Origin of the sequence: Streptomyces sp. NPDC006309 (assembly GCF_040613095.1) — a bacterium.
GTDB lineage: Bacteria > Actinomycetota > Actinomycetes > Streptomycetales > Streptomycetaceae > Streptomyces.
Genome location: NZ_JBEXRO010000020.1, coordinates 52,687 through 68,033, shown reverse-complemented (window position 1 = coordinate 68,033; position 15,347 = coordinate 52,687). Strand labels below are relative to the sequence as shown.

Genomic DNA, 15,347 nt, shown 5'->3' with positions numbered 1-15,347 from the left:
TCGCGTCGGTGCGGGGCGCCTCAGTGCTCCCCGCCGCGACACCGCTCCCGCTCCCGCCGCGCGTCCCGGCGCCCGGCCCGGCGCGCCGGGTCCAGCTCGTGCCGCTCGGCGCGGCGCGCGTGCCGCAGCTCGTGCCGGGACTCCCTGCGCTCCAGCTTCTCCCGGCGGCGCCACTTCCTCAGCCGCTGCCGCTCCGCACGCGGAAGCTTGCGCTCCACGCCGACCCCGCCCCAGAACGCGAAACCGCCGACGACCACGCGCGGGGCACCCGGCGCGGGCGGACCGTCGTCCGCCGGATGCTCGAAGGCGCCCATCGCCCCGATCCCGCGCACGACGACCTCGACCCCCGGCGGCACGACGATCTGGAGGCCGCCCGTGACCGCCACGCAGACGATCTCCACCTCACGGTCCGCGAAGTCCGCGTCCCCTGAGATCGATGACGCCGCCGCCCATGAACGCGAAGCAAGCTGAACCGTCCGGGCATCGTCCAGCGGCCCTTGCGCTCGAACCCCGGCAGGGTCGCGACCGCCGTCGAGGACGCCGCACCCCCGGTGATCCGCTGCGCCCGACGGTCGTCGCCCACCGGCTCCTCGGCGAAGGAGACCGGCGCCGGCGCCACGGTGCCGGCCCCGGGCGGATCGCGGGTCAGCGGCGCCGGCTCGCCGTACGTCCGCGCGGTGCAGGCCGCCTCCAGCCGCTCCTCGAACTCCTCCATGACGAGCCGTCCCCCGGCCAGGGCGTCCCGCAGGATCTCGGCGAGTCGCTCACGGCCGGCGTCGGACGCGCGGAGGTCCGGGGCTGCGTCGTCGCTCGTGGCGACACCCTACGAGACGGCCCTCTCCGCGTACATCCTGGCGATGACGGCCTCGATGTCCGGTTCCCGCACCGACAGATCCACCAGCGGGTACCGGGCCGCCAGATCCGCCACCAGGGGCGCCGCCGACTGCCCCGCCGGGAACGCCAGCCACTGCCGCGGCCCCTCCACCCGCACCACCCGCGCCGACGCCACCTCGACCGGCGGCAGCTCCCGCTCCAGGTCCACCACCAGCGTCCGTTCGCTCTCCCCGGCCTCGTGCAGCCCGTCGAGCGAGCCGTCGTACACCAGCCGCCCGTGGTCGATCACCATCACCCGCGAACACAACTGCTCGATGTCCTGGAGGTCGTGCGTGGTCAGCAGCACCGTCGTACCGCGCTCGGCGTTCACCTCCCGCAGGAACTCCCGCACCCTGGCCTTCGACACGACGTCCAGACCGATCGTCGGCTCGTCCAGGTACAGCACCTCCGGATCGTGCAGGAGCGCCGCCGCGATGTCCCCGCGCATCCGCTGCCCCAGCGACAGCTGCCGCACCGGCACGTCCAACAGGGCGCCCAGATCCAGCAGGTCCACCAGCCGGTCCAGGTTCTGGCGGTAACGGGCGTCCGGGATGCGGTACATGCGGTGCGCCAGCCGGTAGGAGTCGGCCAGCGGCAGGTCCCACCACAGCGTGGTCCGCTGCCCGAACACCACCCCGATCCGGTGCGCCAGCCGCGCCCGCTCCCGCGCCGGATCGATGCCGGCCACCCGCAGCCGCCCCGCGCTCGGCGTCAGGATGCCGGTCAGCATCTTGATCGTGGTCGACTTGCCCGCGCCGTTCGGCCCGATGTACCCGACCATCTCCCCGCGCGCCACGGTGAACGAGATCGAGTCCACCGCCCGCACCTCGTGCCGCTCCCGCTTGAGGAACCCGGCCTTCCGGCGCACCTCGAAGACCTTCTCGACCTTCTCCAGTGCGATGAACTCACTCACGCTAACTCCCTGTGCCGCGATACGAACTCAGTCCCGCCCGCCAGGCCAGCCCCGCGAGCGCACAGCACCCCACCGCCACCAGCGGCGAGATGAACGCGGCCCACGTCGGCAGGTCCAGCGGATACGGCCGCCCCAGCACGTAGCACGCGGGCAGCCAGTTGACGAAGGCCAGCGGCAGCACGAACGTCACCCCGCGCACCAGTTCCTTGGCGAACACCGACGGTGGATACTGCAACAGCGTCGTACCGCCGTAGGTGAAGGCGTTCTGCACCTCCGAGGCGTCCTGGGCCAGGAACTGGAACGCCGCCCCCGCCACGAACACCGCGGCGAAGATCCCGAAGCCGCTCACCACGGTCACCGGGATCAGCAGCACCTTCGGCACCGTCCACGCGATGTCCAGCCGGGTCAGCGACCAGCCCAGCACCAGCGCCCCCTGCGTCACCCGGCCCAGCCGGCGCAGCGCGAACCGGTCGGCCGCCACCTGCGCCAGCACCGGCGCCGGGCGGACCAGCAGCGTGTCCAGCGTGCCGTCCCGCACCCGCCGCCCCAGCCGGTCCATCGAGCCGATCACCAGGTCCGCCAGCCCGAACGAGGTCGCGGACAGCCCGTACAGGAACGCCACCTCGGGCAGCGAGTAGCCGCCCAGCGTGTCCACCCGGGAGAACATCAGCATGATCGTGACGAAGTCGAAGAAGGTCGCCGCGAAGTTCCCGAACGTCGTCATGGCGAACGACGCGCGGTAGGCCATCGTCGACCGCACCCACATCCCCGCCACCAGCCCGTACGCCCGCACCCACCCGACCAGGCGATCCGCCGCCCCCGGCACCGCCGGACCCCCCTCAGCCACCCTGCACCACCACCCGGCGCGTCGCCGCCGACTGCACCAGCCGCCCCGCGCCCAGCAGCGCCGCCGCCCACGCCGCCTGGAACAGATAGGTGGGCAGCGGATCCCCGTGCCCCAGCAGGATGTCCGCCGGCGCCTGGAGCAGCGCAGACCACGGCAGCGCCCGTACGACCTCGCCGAACGCGCCCGGGAACACGTTCAGCGGCAGCAGCATCCCCGAGCAGAAGTACCCCAGCAGCCACGCCATCTGCCCCACGCCGGTGCCGTCCAGCAGCCAGAACGCGCTCAGCGCCACCAGGTACCGGATGCCGAAACCCACCAGCATCGCGAGCAGCACGGCGACCAGGAAGGCCACCCAGGTGCCGGCGTCGGACGGCAGGTACACCGGGAAGCACAGCGCGCCGAACAGGAAGGGGACGAGTCCCCGGCCGAGCAGCTGGAACAACGCCCGGCCCAGGTCCGCCGCCAGCCACCACAGCTGGAGGTCGGCCGGCCGGTACAGGTCGATCACCACATCCCCCGTACGGATGCGTTCGATCAACTCCTCCTCGACGCCGCCGCCCCCGATCGCGAGCGTCGACAGGAACGCCTGGCCGAGCCAGACATAGGTGACGACCTGCGCCTGGTCGTATCCGCCGAGGTGCGGCTTCTGGTCCCACAGCGCGCGGTAGGTGTAGACGAGGATCAGCCCGAAGGCCGTGTTCGTGAACACCCCTGCCGCAGTGGCGGCCCGATAGGTCGCGTACCGTCTGAAGCCCCCTGCCGCGACGGCCGCGTACAACCGTCCCGCACCCACGTCAGTCGACCTCCCCGGACTGCTCGACACCGAAGCGCAGGAGCCTAGTCCGGAGCCCCGGTGGTCGGCCACGCATTATCCGGCCGGAAGCGTGCCGGAATCCGGGAACGGAACGCCAGGTGCGAGAGTCTTCAAACAGGGGGCGCAGAAGGCGTACGAGGCGTACGGGAACGTACGACGCGAAACAGGAGTCCGTGCACGACATGAGCGACGAGCCGCAGCCGCAGCAGCCGAACGAGGGCGCGGCACCGAAAAGGCCGCTGCCGGCTGAAGGGTCCGGTAACCCGGGGCGCCGCGAGCCGCGCGGGGGGACGAGCGGGTCCGACGACACCGCGAGGCGGCCGCCCCGCGAGCCGGCCGCCCGCCGCCCGCACACCACGACCGGCCCGGCCGGCCCCACGAACTCCGGCAGCGGTGCCGGTCCCGGGGCCCGCGGAGCCGAGGGCACCCGGGCGGGCACGCCCGGACCCGACACCGACCGCGACACCTCAGGAGCACCCGGCCGAGACACGAACCGGACATCCCGGTCCGGTTCCGATGCCGCGGGCGCGTGGTCCCGTTCGGGGCCCGGTCCGGCGGGTTCGACGTCCCGGTCCGGCTCGGCTCCGACGGACCCGTCGTCCGGTTCCGGTTCCGATGCGGCGGGCTCGTCGTCCCGGTCCGGTTCGGGTTCGGCGGGCGCGTCGTCCGGTTCGGGTTCGACGGACTCGATGTCCCGGTCCGGGTCTGATGCGGCGGGCTCGATGTCCCGGTCCGGTTCCGGCTCGGCCGGCCAGGACCGTACGGCCTCCATCGCCCGTGCCCGCCAGGCGGCCCGGGCCCGGACGGAACGGTCCGAAGCCGCGGACACCGGCAGGCCGGGAAGCACGGGCGCCCCTGCGGGCTCCGGTGGCGGCAAGGGGGCTGGTGGGGTTGCCGGTTCGGGTGGCGCGGGCTCCGACGGTGCCAAGGGTTCCGGCGGGGCTGCCGGCAAGGGGTCCGGCGCCGGTGATGCGGGTGCCTCCCAGGGCGCGCCCGTGTCGGAGCAGGCTCAGTCGGCCGAGAGCACCCAGGTGCTCCGGCGCATCACCCCGCCCAGGCGACCCGAGGCGTCCGCGGCCGGGTCCGCGTCCTCGGCCCAGTCCGGGAAGGGCCGCAGGCAGCCGCAGCCCGGTCAGGCGCCCGGTGCCGCGGAGGCGTCCGGCAAGGCGGCCGGTGCCGCCGCGGGTGCCGGTACCGCTGCCGCTTCCGGCAAGGCGCCCGGTGCTGACCCGGGTTCCGGCAAGGCGCCCGGTGCCGGTGGGGCGCCGGTGGCCGAGACGACGCAGGTGCTGCGGCGGGTCGGTGCGCCTCGCTCGGGGGAGCCCGGCGAGGCCGGCGCCTCCTCGCCGGCGAAGCAGGATCCGGCCGGACGCACTTCCCGTACCTCCGTGCCCCGCCCGGCCGGCCAGAACCCCGGCACCGACGCCGCCAAGAGCACCGGCGCGGCCGCCGGTTCCGCCGCGGCGTCCTCCCCGGCCGCCGCACGGGCCGCCCGCGCCGCACGAGCGGCCGGCGCCGTGGGGGCGGCCGGTGCGGCCGCCTCGGCCGCCGCTCAGGCGTCCCCGGCCGCTGCCGCCGCCGCCGCCCCCCGCTCCGGGGGTTCCGAGGCCGAGACCACCGCGCTCGCCGCCACCGACGGCCCGGCCGCCGGCGGCAACGGCGGCGGCGGTGACGGCAACGGCGGTGGCGGTGACGGCAACGGCGGTGGCAAGGGCAAGAAGGGCAAGCGGCCCCGGCGGACCGGATGGCGGCGGCTCCTGCCGACGTGGCGCATGGTGCTCGGCACCGTCGTCGTCGGCCTGCTCCTCGTCGTCGGCCTCTTCTTCATCGGCTACTCCCTGGTCGCGATCCCGTCGGCCAACGCCTTCGCCACCAAGCAGGCCAACGTCTACCTCTACGCCGACGGCTCCCAGATCGCCCGCGACACACGCGACAGCCAGGTCAACCGCGAGAACGTCGGTCTCGCCGGGATCTCCAAGGACGCCCAGCACGCCGTACTGGCCGCCGAGGACCGCGACTTCTACACCGAGTCCGCCGTCGACCCCAAGGCGATGCTCCGCGCGGGCTGGAACACCGCGACCGGCAAGGGCAAGCAGTCCGGCTCCACGATCACCCAGCAGTACGTCAAGAACTACTACCTGGGCCAGGAGCAGACGCTCACCCGCAAGGCCAAGGAGTTCTTCATCTCGATCAAGCTGGACCGCGAGAAGACCAAGAACGAGATCCTCGAGGGTTACCTCAACACCAGCTACTTCGGCCGCGGCGCCTACGGCATCCAGGCCGCCGCCCAGGCCTACTACAGCCGTGACGCCGCCGACCTCGACCCGGCCCGCGCCGCCTATCTCGCCGCGCTCGTCAACGCGCCCAGCGAGTACGACGTCGTGGCGCACCCGGAGAACAGGAAGGCGGCCGTCGCCCGCTGGAACTACGTCCTGGACGGCATGGTGAAGAAGGGCTGGCTCAGCGCCTCCGAGCGCGCCGGCGTGAAGTTCCCCATGCCCAAGGAGCAGATACTCTCCACGGGCCTGTCCGGTCAGCGCGGTTATCTCGTCGAGGCGGTCCGGCACTACCTGATCACCAACAAGGTCGTGACCGCCGACCAGCTGCAGGCCGGCGGCTACCGCATCACCACCACCATCCAGAAGAGCAAGCAGGACGCCTTCGTCAAGGCCGTCGACGACCAGCTGATGGCGAAGCTGGACAAGAAGAACCGCAAGGCCGACACCTACGTCCGGGCCGGTGGCGCCTCCGTCGACCCCAGGACCGGTGAGGTCGTCGCCATGTACGGCGGCGTCGACTACGTGAAGCAGTACACCAACGGCGCGACCCGCGGTGACTTCCAGGTCGGCTCCACGTTCAAGCCGTTCGTGTTCACCGCGGCGGTGGAGAACGGCTCGACCACCCAGGACGGCCGCACGATCACCCCGAACACGATCTACGACGGCACCAACAAGCGCACCGTCCAGGGCTGGAGCGGCGCGCCGTACAACCCGGAGAACGAGGACCAGAAGTCGTACGGTCCGATCACCGTCGGCAAGGCCACCGACCTGTCGGTGAACTCGGTGTACGCGCAGATGGCCGCCGACGTGGGTCCCGCCAAGGTCAAGCAGACCGCGGTCGACCTCGGCATCCCGGCCGGCACCCCGGACCTCTACCCGTCCCCGTCGATGGCCCTCGGCACCGCCAACGCCAGCGTCCTGGACATGGCGGAGGCCTACGCCACGCTCGCCAACCACGGCAAGCACGGCACGTACACGCTGGTCCAGAAGATCACCAAGGACGGCACCGCGGCGATCGAGCTGCCCGGACGCCGGGTCAGGCAGGCCGTCAGCCGGGAGGCAGCCGACACCACCACCTCCGTGCTGCGCAGCGTGGTCCAGAGCGGTACCGCCACCGCCGCGCAAGGCGCGGGCCGGGCGGCGGCCGGCAAGACCGGTACCGCGGAGAGCGACACCGCCGCCTGGTTCGCCGGATACACCCCCGACCTGGCCACCGTGGTGTCCGTCATGGGCCAGGACCCGGTGACGGCCAAGCACATGCCGCTGTACGGCGCCCTCGGCGTGGCCCGTATGAACGGCGGCGGCCCGCCCACCCAGATCTGGGCGCAGTACACGCGCGACGCGCTCAAGGGCAAGCCGGCCGGCGACTTCGACCTCCGGCTCCAGTCCGGCGCCGACCAGCCGCAGCCGCCCGGCACCACCGCCCCGACCCAGCCCGGCACGGACGCCGGCCAGGGCACCGGCGGCACCACCACGGACGGCGGCACGAACGGCGGCGGCGCGACCGCCACCCCGACCGACGGCGGCACCACCGGCAGCACCCCCACCGACGGCGGTACGGCCACCGGCGGGGGCACCCCCACCGGCGGCGGCACGACCACGGGCGGGGGGACCACCACCACCGGCGGTGACCCGACCGGCGGCGGTGGTACGGCCACGGGCGGGGGCGTTCCCACCGGCGGCGGCACGACCGGCGGCGGTGGTACGACCACCGGTGGCGGTGGCGGTGGCACGACGGGCGGTGGCGGTGGCGGCACCCAGGGCGGCAACGCCACCGGGACCGACACGGGCGGCGGCGGCTTCCCCGGCACCTGACGTCAGTGGCCGCCGGTCGCCTTCGGTCCCACCACGGCGGCCAGCAGCAGGCACACGAAGAACAGCCGGGTGAATCCCTCGCTGTTCCTCATCCCGACCGACCAGCCGACCTCCAGACCGGCGAATGGCGAAACACGGCGAAGAGGGCCGGTGACATGGTCACCGGCCCTCTTCGCGTCGCTCCGGGGAATCAGAGATACAGGCCCGTGGAGTCCTCCGACCCCTCGAACCGGTCCGCGGCGACGGCGTGCAGATCACGCTCGCGCATGAGCACGTACGCCACGCCCCGCACCTCGACCTCCGCCCGGTCCTCCGGGTCGAACAGGACCCGGTCCCCGGTCTCCACCGTCCGCACGTTCTGGCCGACCGCGACGACCTCGGCCCAGGCCAGCCGCCGCCCGACCGCCGCGGTGGCGGGGATCAGAATGCCGCCCCCCGACCGCCGCTCACCCTCACCGGTCTCCTGCCGCACGAGAACCCGGTCGTGCAGCATCCGGATGGGCAGCTTGTCGTGATGGGGGGTGCTGTGCTGGTTTCTGTTGGCGCTCACGCTGTGAACCTACCTGTCCTCGCCCCGCCCGTACGTGCCCGGGTCACCGCTCCCCTCAGCCCTTGCGCCGCCGGGACGTGAGAGCCAGCAGGCCCACCACCCCCACGGCGACGAGCGCGACCGGCACGACCCGCTCCAGCCGGGGGGCGCCCTCCTCGTCCACGAACTGCGCCCGTACCTCGCTCACCAACCGGTTCACCTGCACGTATGCGCGTCCGACCGTGTGATCGACGTTCGCGACGACCTTGGCCTTCGCGTCCCCGACGATCGTCTTCGGGTGTACCCGCACCCCGATCTCGTCGAGCGTCTCGGCCAGCACTTCACGGCGGCGCCTGATGTCCGCCTCGATCTGCGCCGGGGTTCTGGTGTCCGACGTGTCCGCCACCGTACGGCCTCCGAAGTCTGCTGATGCTGTTCCGGACAGTCTGTCAGCTCCTGCCCGCACCGCACCGCAAGGCCCCCCGGTTACGCTGGTCCGATGAGCGAGCGACTCCAGCCCGGGGACGTTGCCCCCGCCTTCACCCTCCCCGACGCCGACGGCAACGATGTCTCCCTGTCGGACCACGAGGGCCGCAAGGTCATCGTCTACTTCTACCCGGCCGCCCTGACCCCCGGCTGCACCAAGCAGGCCTGCGACTTCACCGACAACCTGGAGGTCCTGGCCGCCGCCGGCTACGACGTCATCGGCATCTCCCCCGACGAGCCGGCGAAACTCGCGAAGTTCCGCGAGAAGGAATCCCTGAGGATCACCCTGCTGGCCGACCCCGACAAGCGGGTCACCGAGGCCTACGGCGCCTACGGCGAGAAGAAGAACTACGGCAAGACGTATCTGGGGGTCATCCGCTCCACGGTGGTCGTCGACGAGCGGGGCAAGGTCGAGCGGGCCCTGTACAACGTCCGCGCGACAGGACACGTAGCGAAGATCATCAAGGACCTGGGCATCTGACGCCCCGCTCCGCGGCCCCACGGCCCGTACCGCGGCGACGCGGTGCGGGCCGCTCCCCGTCCGCCGGGAATCCCCGTGGCGCGGTACCCGTGACCGGTAGCATGTGCGTGCACGCGGCCGTGGCGGAATTGGCCTACGCGCAACACTTAGGATGTTGTGGGAGAAATCCCTTGAGGGTTCGAGTCCCTCCGGCCGCACACGTGTGAAGCGAAGGCCCGCCCGGCACCCCCGGGCGGGCCTTCGCGCTCTCGTGGTCAGCCCACCAGCTCCCGGACCACCGGCACCAGCGCCCGGAACGCCTTGCCCCGGTGGCTGATCGCGTTCTTCTCCCGCGGGCTCAGCTCGGCGCACGTACGGGTCTCGTTCTCCGGCTGGAGGATCGGGTCGTAGCCGAAGCCGTTCGTACCGGCGGGGGCGTGCCGCAGGACGCCCCGCAGCCGGCCCTCCACCACCCGTTCCGTGCCGTCCGGCAGCGCGAGGGCGGCGGCGCACGCGAAGTGGGCGCCGCGGTGTTCGTCGGCGATGTCGGACAGCTGGGCCAGGAGCAGGTCGAGGTTGGCGCGGTCGTCGCCGTGCCGGCCGGCCCAGCGGGCGGAGAAGATGCCGGGCGCGCCGCCCAGGACGTCGACGCACAGGCCGGAGTCGTCGGCGACGGCCGGCAGGCCGGTGGCCCGGGCGAGGGCGTGCGCCTTCAGCAGGGCGTTCTCGGCGAAGGTGACGCCGGTCTCCCTGACGTCGGGGAGGTCGGGACAGGCGTCCGCGCCGGTCAGTTCGTGCGGCAGCCCTGCCTCGGCGAGGATCGCCCTCAGCTCGGTGATCTTTCCGGCGTTGCGGGTGGCGAGGATCAAGCGGGTCATGCCCGCCAGTATTCCCCGCCCCCCGGTCACAGCTCCGTCTGCCCCGCCCCGCGCAGCGTGCGCAGGTCGAAGACCTCGGCCATCCTGGCGAAGCCCAGGTCGCTGGGGTGCAGATGGTCGCCGGAGTCGTACTCGGCGCGCAGCCGGCGCGGATCGTAGGGATCCCGCAGGGCCCGGTCGAAGTCGACGACGGCGTCGTACACCCCGCCGGCCCGGATCCGGGCGTTGACCTGCTGCCGTACGGCCTCACGGGCCGGGGTGCAGCCGCGGTGGCCCCGGAAGGGCATCAGGGTCGAGCCCACGGCCTTCAGACCGCGGGCGTGGGCCTGGCGGACGAGGGTGCGCAGGCCGGTGACGATGCGGTCGGGGTCGGCCAGCTCGCGGTTGCGGAGGATGTCGTTGACACCGAGATCGATGACGACGGCTCTGGCGTTGGTCCGGGAGAGCGCGTCACGGCCGAACCGGCCGAGGCCGCTCTGGTTCTCGGCGGGCCGCCCGAGACCGTCGGCGAGGACCTGGTTGCCGCTGATGCCCTCGTTGACGACGCTGTAGCGCGGCAGTTGACGCCCGCTCTCCAGGGCGCCGCGCAGCCGGCCGGCGAGGATGTCGGGCCAGCGGTGGTTGGCGCCGGGGGTGGAGGTGATGCCGTCGGTGATGGAGTCACCGAAGACGACGACGGTGCCGTCGGCCTCGTTGCTGAGGACGTCGAGCGCCGTCAGATACCGCCAGTACGGCGTCTGTTCGGTGTACGGGGCGCCGGTCACGTCCTCGGCGCGCTCGCCGTCGGCGACGAAGGACGTCTGGCGGGCGTGGGGGTGGTAGGTGACCGGCCCGGAGGGAGTGGGGGAGTAGGTGGTGACCAGGACGTCGCTGCCGCGCGGGATGGCGAGACGTACGGCGTCGCTGACGATCTGTCCGCCCGCGGGGATGACGACGCCGGTGCCGCCGTCGAACGTGAGGCGCCGCATCGTCGACGCGTCGGCCGCCGCGGTGCCGTCCCCCGCCGAGAGCGCGATCGTGGCGTGGGTGAGGGTCAGCGGTGACTGGCCGTACAGATTGGAGAGCGTGATGCGGGCACTCGTACCACCGGTGGCCGTGTGGACGACGTTGCGGACCGAGCGGCCCGCCATGCCGGCCGTTTCGGTGCCGGGTTCGCCGCCGACCGGGGCGGTGGCCCAGGCGCCCACCCAGGTGCCGGTGGAGGCGGGGGCGGCGGCGCTGTCGCGGTGCGGGCGGCTGTCGGCGAGGGTGCCGCGGACGGCGCCGGTGGTGCCGTCATCGGCCGCCACGGTGACGTAGATGGCGGCGGACAGGGCCGCGACCAGGGCCACGAGTGCGCACAGGACGGCATAACCATGACGCTTGGTCATGCTTGTGTTGTTCTCCTCGGGAGATGGGAGCCCGAGGCTCCGATCTTGCTGAGCCCATGATCCGTCATGGGCGGGGGAGATCTGACAGGACCCTGCCACTACTCCCGTCCAGACAGACGCCGGGAACTCCGGTTTCGTTCCAGGCATCGGCCGGACAGGGACAATTGTGTGCGGGATCACCGAACGGGTGGAGCAAATGGAACCTACCGATACGGGAACGACGGGACGGGGCACGTCGTACCGGACCATGACCGCGTTCACCCCGGCCGACGAGGAGCGCCGGCGCGGGGTGCGGCGCATGAAGCTCACGGCGGCGGGGCTGCTGGTGCTCGTGGCCGTGGTGTACGTGCTGGCGAAGGTGGCCGGCCAGGCGGGAGCCGGGACGTGGACGGGATATGTGGCGGCGGCGGCCGAGGCGGGCATGGTGGGCGCGCTCGCCGACTGGTTCGCGGTCACGGCCATCTTCCGGCATCCGCTGGGCCTGCCCATCCCGCACACCGCGATCATCCCGAACAAGAAGGACCAGCTGGGCGTGTCGCTGGGCGAGTTCGTCGGGGAGAACTTCCTCTCCGAGGACGTCGTACGGCAGCGGCTGCACGCGGTCGGGATCGGCAGCCGGCTCGGCACCTGGCTGGCGGAGCCGGAGCACGCCGACCGGGTGACGGCGGAGCTGGCCACCGCGCTGCGCGGCGCGCTGACGGTGCTGCGGGACTCGGACGTGCAGGCGGTGGTCGGCGAGGCGATCACCCGGCGGGCGGACGCCCGGGAGATCGCGCCCGGACTCGGCAAGATGCTGGAGAAGGTCGTCGCCGACGGCGGACACCGGCGCGTGGTCGACCTGGTGGTGACCCGCGCCCACGACTGGCTGGTGCTGCACCGCGACGACGTGATGGTGGCCGTGGAGGGCGGCGCCCCCGGCTGGACCCCGCGCTTCGTGGACCGCAAGGTCGGCGAGCGGGTCTACAAGGAGCTGCTGCGCTTCGTCACCGAGACGCGGGACATGCCCTCCCATCCGGCGCGCGGCGCCCTCGACCGTTTCCTCACCGACTTCGCCGCCGACCTGCAATCGGACACGGACACGCGTACCCGGGTGGAACGGCTCAAGACCGAGGTGCTGGGCCGGGGCGAGGTGCAGGAGCTGATCGCGTCCGCGTGGACGGCCGTACGGTCGATGATCGTGGCGGCGGCGGACGACGAGCGCAGTGAGCTGCGGCTGCGGGTCCGGGCCGCCCTGCTGTCGCTGGGCACCCGGATGGCGACCGAGGCGAAGGTGCAGGGGAAGGTCGACAGCTGGGTGGAGGGCGCGGCGGTGCACGTCGTGACGACGTACCGCAAGGAGATCACCTCACTGATCACGGACACCGTGGCGGGCTGGGACGCCGAGCACACCACCCGCAAGATCGAGGCGCACATCGGCCGCGACCTCCAGTTCATCCGGATCAACGGCACGGTGGTGGGCTCCCTGGCCGGGCTGCTGATCTACACGGTGTCACGGGGGCTGGGGGTCTGACGGGGCCCCGGCGCGCCGGGGCAGGCTCTTCCGGCCGGGCGGGCCGGGGTTCTTCCGGCCGGGCGGCCGGGACTTGTCCGTCCGGGCGGACCGGGACTCTGCGGCCGGGCGGTCCGGGGCGCTTCTGTCCGGGCGGGCCGGGGTTCCTCTGTCCGGGCGGCCGGGACTTGTCCGTCCGGGCGGGCCGGGACTCTGCGGCCGGGCGGTCCGGGGCGCTTCTGTCCGGGCGGGCCGGGGTTCTTCCGGCCGGGCGGCCGGGACTTCTCCGTCCGGCGGGCCGGGATGCTTGCGGCGGGGCGGGCCCGGGCTCTTCCGGCCTGGGCGGATGCCGGGCCGGACTGTTCCGGCAGGCTCAGGGCACCCGGTATCCCGTCCTCGGCGAGGAGGGAGCCCATGAGCACAGCGCAGGCCGCGAGAGGCCGGACCATCACCACCGACATACCCGCCCGGCTGGACCGTCTGCCCTGGTCCCGCTGGCACTGGACCATCGTGATCGGCCTGGGAACCGTATGGATCCTGGACGGTCTGGAGGTCACGGTCGTCGGCAACATCGCCAGCCGCCTGTCCGAGCCCGGCAGCGGCCTGTCGATCAGCTCCGGACAGGTCACCGGCACCGCGGCCGCGCTGTACGTGGCGGGCGCCTGCGTGGGGGCGCTGTTCTGGGGCCGGCTGACCGACCGGTTCGGCCGGAAGAACCTCTTCATGATCACCCTGGCGGTGTACCTCGCCGCGACGGCCCTGACGGCCGTCTCGTGGGAGGCCTGGTGGTTCTTCCTGTTCCGCTTCCTCACCGGCTTCGGCATCGGCGGTGAGTACGCGGCGATCAACTCCGCGATCGACGAGCTGATCCCGGCGAACTACCGCGGCCGGGTCGACCTGATCATCAACGGCAGCTTCTGGCTGGGCGCCGTCGGCGGCTCCCTGCTGTCGATCGTCGCGCTCGACACCGACGTGCTGGCCGCCGACGTCGGCTGGCGGCTGACCTTCGCGCTGGGCACCGTCCTCGCCCTGGTCATCCTGCTCGTACGACGGCACGTCCCGGAGAGTCCGCGCTGGCTGCTGATCCACGGCCGGGACCGGGAGGCGGAGGAGATCGTCACCGACATCGAACGCCGGGTGGAGGCGGAGAGGGGCGAGCGGCTCCCCAGGCCCGAGGGCGAGCTGGAGATCCACCAGCGCGAGAACGTGACCTTCCTGGAGATCGCGCGCACCGTCTTCGGCCAGTACCGCAAGCGGGCCGTCCTCGGGTTCTCCCTCTTCGTCGGCCAGGCGTTCCTGTACAACGCGATCACCTTCGGCTTCGGCGCGATCCTGACGAAGTTCTTCGACGTGCCCGCCGACCGCACCGGCTACTACTTCGCGGTCATCGCCATCGGCAACTTCTGCGGCCCGCTGCTGCTCGGCAGGTTCTTCGACACGGTCGGCCGCCGGGTGATGATCTCCTCGACGTACATCCTGTCCGGTCTGCTGCTGTTCGGCACGGCATGGCTGTTCGACCGGGGCTCGCTGAGCGCGGCCACCCTGACCGCCTGCTGGTGCGCGGTGCTGTTCTTCGCCTCCGCGGGCGCCTCCAGCGCCTACCTGACGGTGTCGGAGATCTTCCCGATGGAGACACGGGCGATGTCGATCGCCTTCTTCTACGCCCTTGGCACCGCGGCCGGCGGCATCAGCGGCCCGCTGATCTTCGCCGACCTCACCAGCACCGGCCGGGTCGGCGACACGGTCCTCGCCTTCTCGATCGGCGCGGGGCTGATGTGCGCTGCCGGCCTGGTCGCGGCGGCCCTGGCGGTACGGGCCGAACGCCGCTCCCTGGAGGACGTCGCCCGCCCGCTGAGCGCGGTCGCCGGCCGGGCGAAGACGGCGGCGTAGGGCTCCCGGTGGGTACGGGGCCGCGTCGGACGCCGTGACCTGCTAGGCGCCCGTCGTGGAGCCGGGCCGGACGATCATCAGGACCGTCACGGCCGCCCACAGCAGGTTGAACAATCCCGTGAACATGGCGAGCCGCACGATCAGCCCGGCCCGGTCCGCGTTCCCCTCCAGGAGCGCGGACTGGGCCGGCAGCACGAACACGGCCAGCACGACCGCGGCCAGGACCGTCAGCCCGATCGACACGACCAGCCAGGCACTGCCGAGCACGCCCAGCTCACGGGCGGTGGCGAATCCGAAGACCGGGACGACGACGCCGACGAGGGCGTACACGCGGCAGATCCGGTGCAGCAGCCGCAGAGCGGTGGTGCCGGCGTCGGTCCCGGTGGGGGTGCCCGGGCCGCCGGTTGGGCTCGGGGCGCCGGGGTCGCGGGTGGGGCCGGGGACGGCCAGGACGCGGCGCGCGGCCGGCGGGAACATGCTGGCGGCGACGGCGACGGGCCCGACGGCGAGGATCGCGGCGAGGACGTGGACGGCAAGGAGGAACTTGGTCACGGGGTGACCGTAGGCGCGGCGGGGATCTCGCAGGAGTGGCGGAAATGCCGACTGCCGACGGATTCCCGCCAGGCGGGTGCCACCGGGGCCGGCACACGGCAGCACCGCTGCCGCACGGCCGGCGGCGACCCGTCGTACGGCTAGGTTCCTGC

At 72.8% G+C, this 15,347-nt stretch carries 12 protein-coding genes, 1 tRNA gene and 1 pseudogene; 5 read left to right on the top strand and 9 right to left on the bottom strand.

Features of this window, described 5'->3' with window-relative positions:
- Positions 1-20: 20 nt before the first annotated feature.
- The 4 genes and pseudogenes from ABZ117_RS24170 to ABZ117_RS24155 all read right to left on the bottom strand — a co-directional run bounded on the left by ABZ117_RS24170 (position 21) and on the right by ABZ117_RS24155 (position 3,426).
- Positions 21-751 (bottom strand): annotated as a pseudogene (locus tag ABZ117_RS24170) (DUF1707 domain-containing protein).
- A 72-nt stretch (positions 752-823) separates the two neighbouring features.
- Positions 824-1,786 carry an ATP-binding cassette domain-containing protein gene (locus ABZ117_RS24165; RefSeq protein ID WP_356823858.1) on the bottom strand — a complete coding sequence of 321 codons (963 nt, stop codon included), beginning with the start codon at positions 1,784-1,786 and terminating at the stop codon, positions 824-826.
- 1 nt (position 1,787) lies between these two features.
- Entirely contained in the window at positions 1,788-2,633 is an 846-nt protein-coding gene (locus ABZ117_RS24160) for an ABC transporter permease (RefSeq protein WP_356823857.1), read from the bottom strand.
- Positions 2,626-3,426: an ABC-2 family transporter protein gene (locus ABZ117_RS24155; RefSeq protein WP_356823856.1), complete on the bottom strand. Its 801-nt coding sequence runs from the start codon at positions 3,424-3,426 to the stop codon at positions 2,626-2,628. Before ABZ117_RS24155 ends, ABZ117_RS24160 begins: the two co-directional genes overlap by 8 nt.
- A gap of 1,289 nt (positions 3,427-4,715) precedes the next feature.
- On the opposite strand from ABZ117_RS24155, the gene ABZ117_RS24150 reads away from it, so the two are divergent.
- Entirely contained in the window at positions 4,716-7,541 is a 2,826-nt protein-coding gene (locus ABZ117_RS24150; protein WP_356823927.1) for a transglycosylase domain-containing protein, read from the top strand.
- Positions 7,542-7,731: 190 nt separating this feature from the next.
- Here ABZ117_RS24150 and ABZ117_RS24145 read toward each other — a convergent pair whose 3' ends face one another.
- Both ABZ117_RS24145 and ABZ117_RS24140 read right to left on the bottom strand, forming a co-directional pair.
- Positions 7,732-8,091: a co-chaperone GroES gene (locus tag ABZ117_RS24145; protein ID WP_356823855.1), complete on the bottom strand. Its 360-nt coding sequence runs from the start codon at positions 8,089-8,091 to the stop codon at positions 7,732-7,734.
- A gap of 55 nt (positions 8,092-8,146) precedes the next feature.
- A complete protein-coding gene (locus ABZ117_RS24140; protein ID WP_356823853.1) occupies positions 8,147-8,476 on the bottom strand; it encodes a DUF3618 domain-containing protein in 330 nt (109 codons plus the stop codon).
- Positions 8,477-8,569: 93 nt separating this feature from the next.
- Here ABZ117_RS24140 and bcp point away from each other — a divergent pair, with 93 nt between their 5' ends.
- Positions 8,570-9,037 (top strand): thioredoxin-dependent thiol peroxidase, encoded by a 468-nt coding sequence (bcp, locus tag ABZ117_RS24135; protein ID WP_356823852.1) that lies wholly within the window; start codon positions 8,570-8,572, stop codon positions 9,035-9,037.
- Between the two features lie 113 nt (positions 9,038-9,150).
- Positions 9,151-9,234: transfer RNA gene (locus ABZ117_RS24130), tRNA-Leu, on the top strand.
- Positions 9,235-9,291: 57 nt separating this feature from the next.
- Here ABZ117_RS24130 and rdgB read toward each other — a convergent pair.
- Both rdgB and ABZ117_RS24120 read right to left on the bottom strand, forming a co-directional pair.
- Positions 9,292-9,894, bottom strand: a complete 603-nt coding sequence (gene rdgB, locus ABZ117_RS24125; RefSeq protein WP_356823851.1) for an RdgB/HAM1 family non-canonical purine NTP pyrophosphatase — start codon at positions 9,892-9,894, stop codon at positions 9,292-9,294.
- A gap of 26 nt (positions 9,895-9,920) precedes the next feature.
- Complete coding sequence (locus ABZ117_RS24120) at positions 9,921-11,264, bottom strand: SGNH/GDSL hydrolase family protein (RefSeq protein WP_356823850.1); 1,344 nt, start codon at positions 11,262-11,264, stop codon at positions 9,921-9,923.
- A 196-nt stretch (positions 11,265-11,460) separates the two neighbouring features.
- Here ABZ117_RS24120 and ABZ117_RS24115 point away from each other — a divergent pair, with 196 nt between their 5' ends.
- Positions 11,461-12,774 carry a DUF445 domain-containing protein gene (locus tag ABZ117_RS24115; protein WP_356823849.1) on the top strand — a complete coding sequence of 438 codons (1,314 nt, stop codon included), beginning with the start codon at positions 11,461-11,463 and terminating at the stop codon, positions 12,772-12,774.
- Positions 12,775-13,167: 393 nt separating this feature from the next.
- A complete protein-coding gene (locus ABZ117_RS24110; RefSeq protein ID WP_356823848.1) occupies positions 13,168-14,643 on the top strand; it encodes an MFS transporter in 1,476 nt (491 codons plus the stop codon).
- Between the two features lie 42 nt (positions 14,644-14,685).
- Here the strand turns inward: ABZ117_RS24110 and ABZ117_RS24105 are convergent, their stop codons facing one another.
- Positions 14,686-15,195 carry a hypothetical protein gene (locus tag ABZ117_RS24105; protein ID WP_356823847.1) on the bottom strand — a complete coding sequence of 170 codons (510 nt, stop codon included), beginning with the start codon at positions 15,193-15,195 and terminating at the stop codon, positions 14,686-14,688.
- Positions 15,196-15,347 lie beyond the last annotated feature (152 nt).

Bases quoted from the DNA above. Each gene is read 5' to 3' on its own strand.
- bcp (WP_356823852.1), top strand. From the start codon at position 8,570: ATGAGCGAGCGACTCCAGCCCGGGGACGTTGCCCCCGCCTTCACCCTC.
- rdgB (WP_356823851.1), bottom strand. From the start codon at position 9,894: ATGACCCGCTTGATCCTCGCCACCCGCAACGCCGGAAAGATCACCGAG.
- ABZ117_RS24120 (WP_356823850.1), bottom strand. From the start codon at position 11,264: ATGACCAAGCGTCATGGTTATGCCGTCCTGTGCGCACTCGTGGCCCTG.
- ABZ117_RS24115 (WP_356823849.1), top strand. From the start codon at position 11,461: ATGGAACCTACCGATACGGGAACGACGGGACGGGGCACGTCGTACCGG.
- ABZ117_RS24110 (WP_356823848.1), top strand. From the start codon at position 13,168: ATGAGCACAGCGCAGGCCGCGAGAGGCCGGACCATCACCACCGACATA.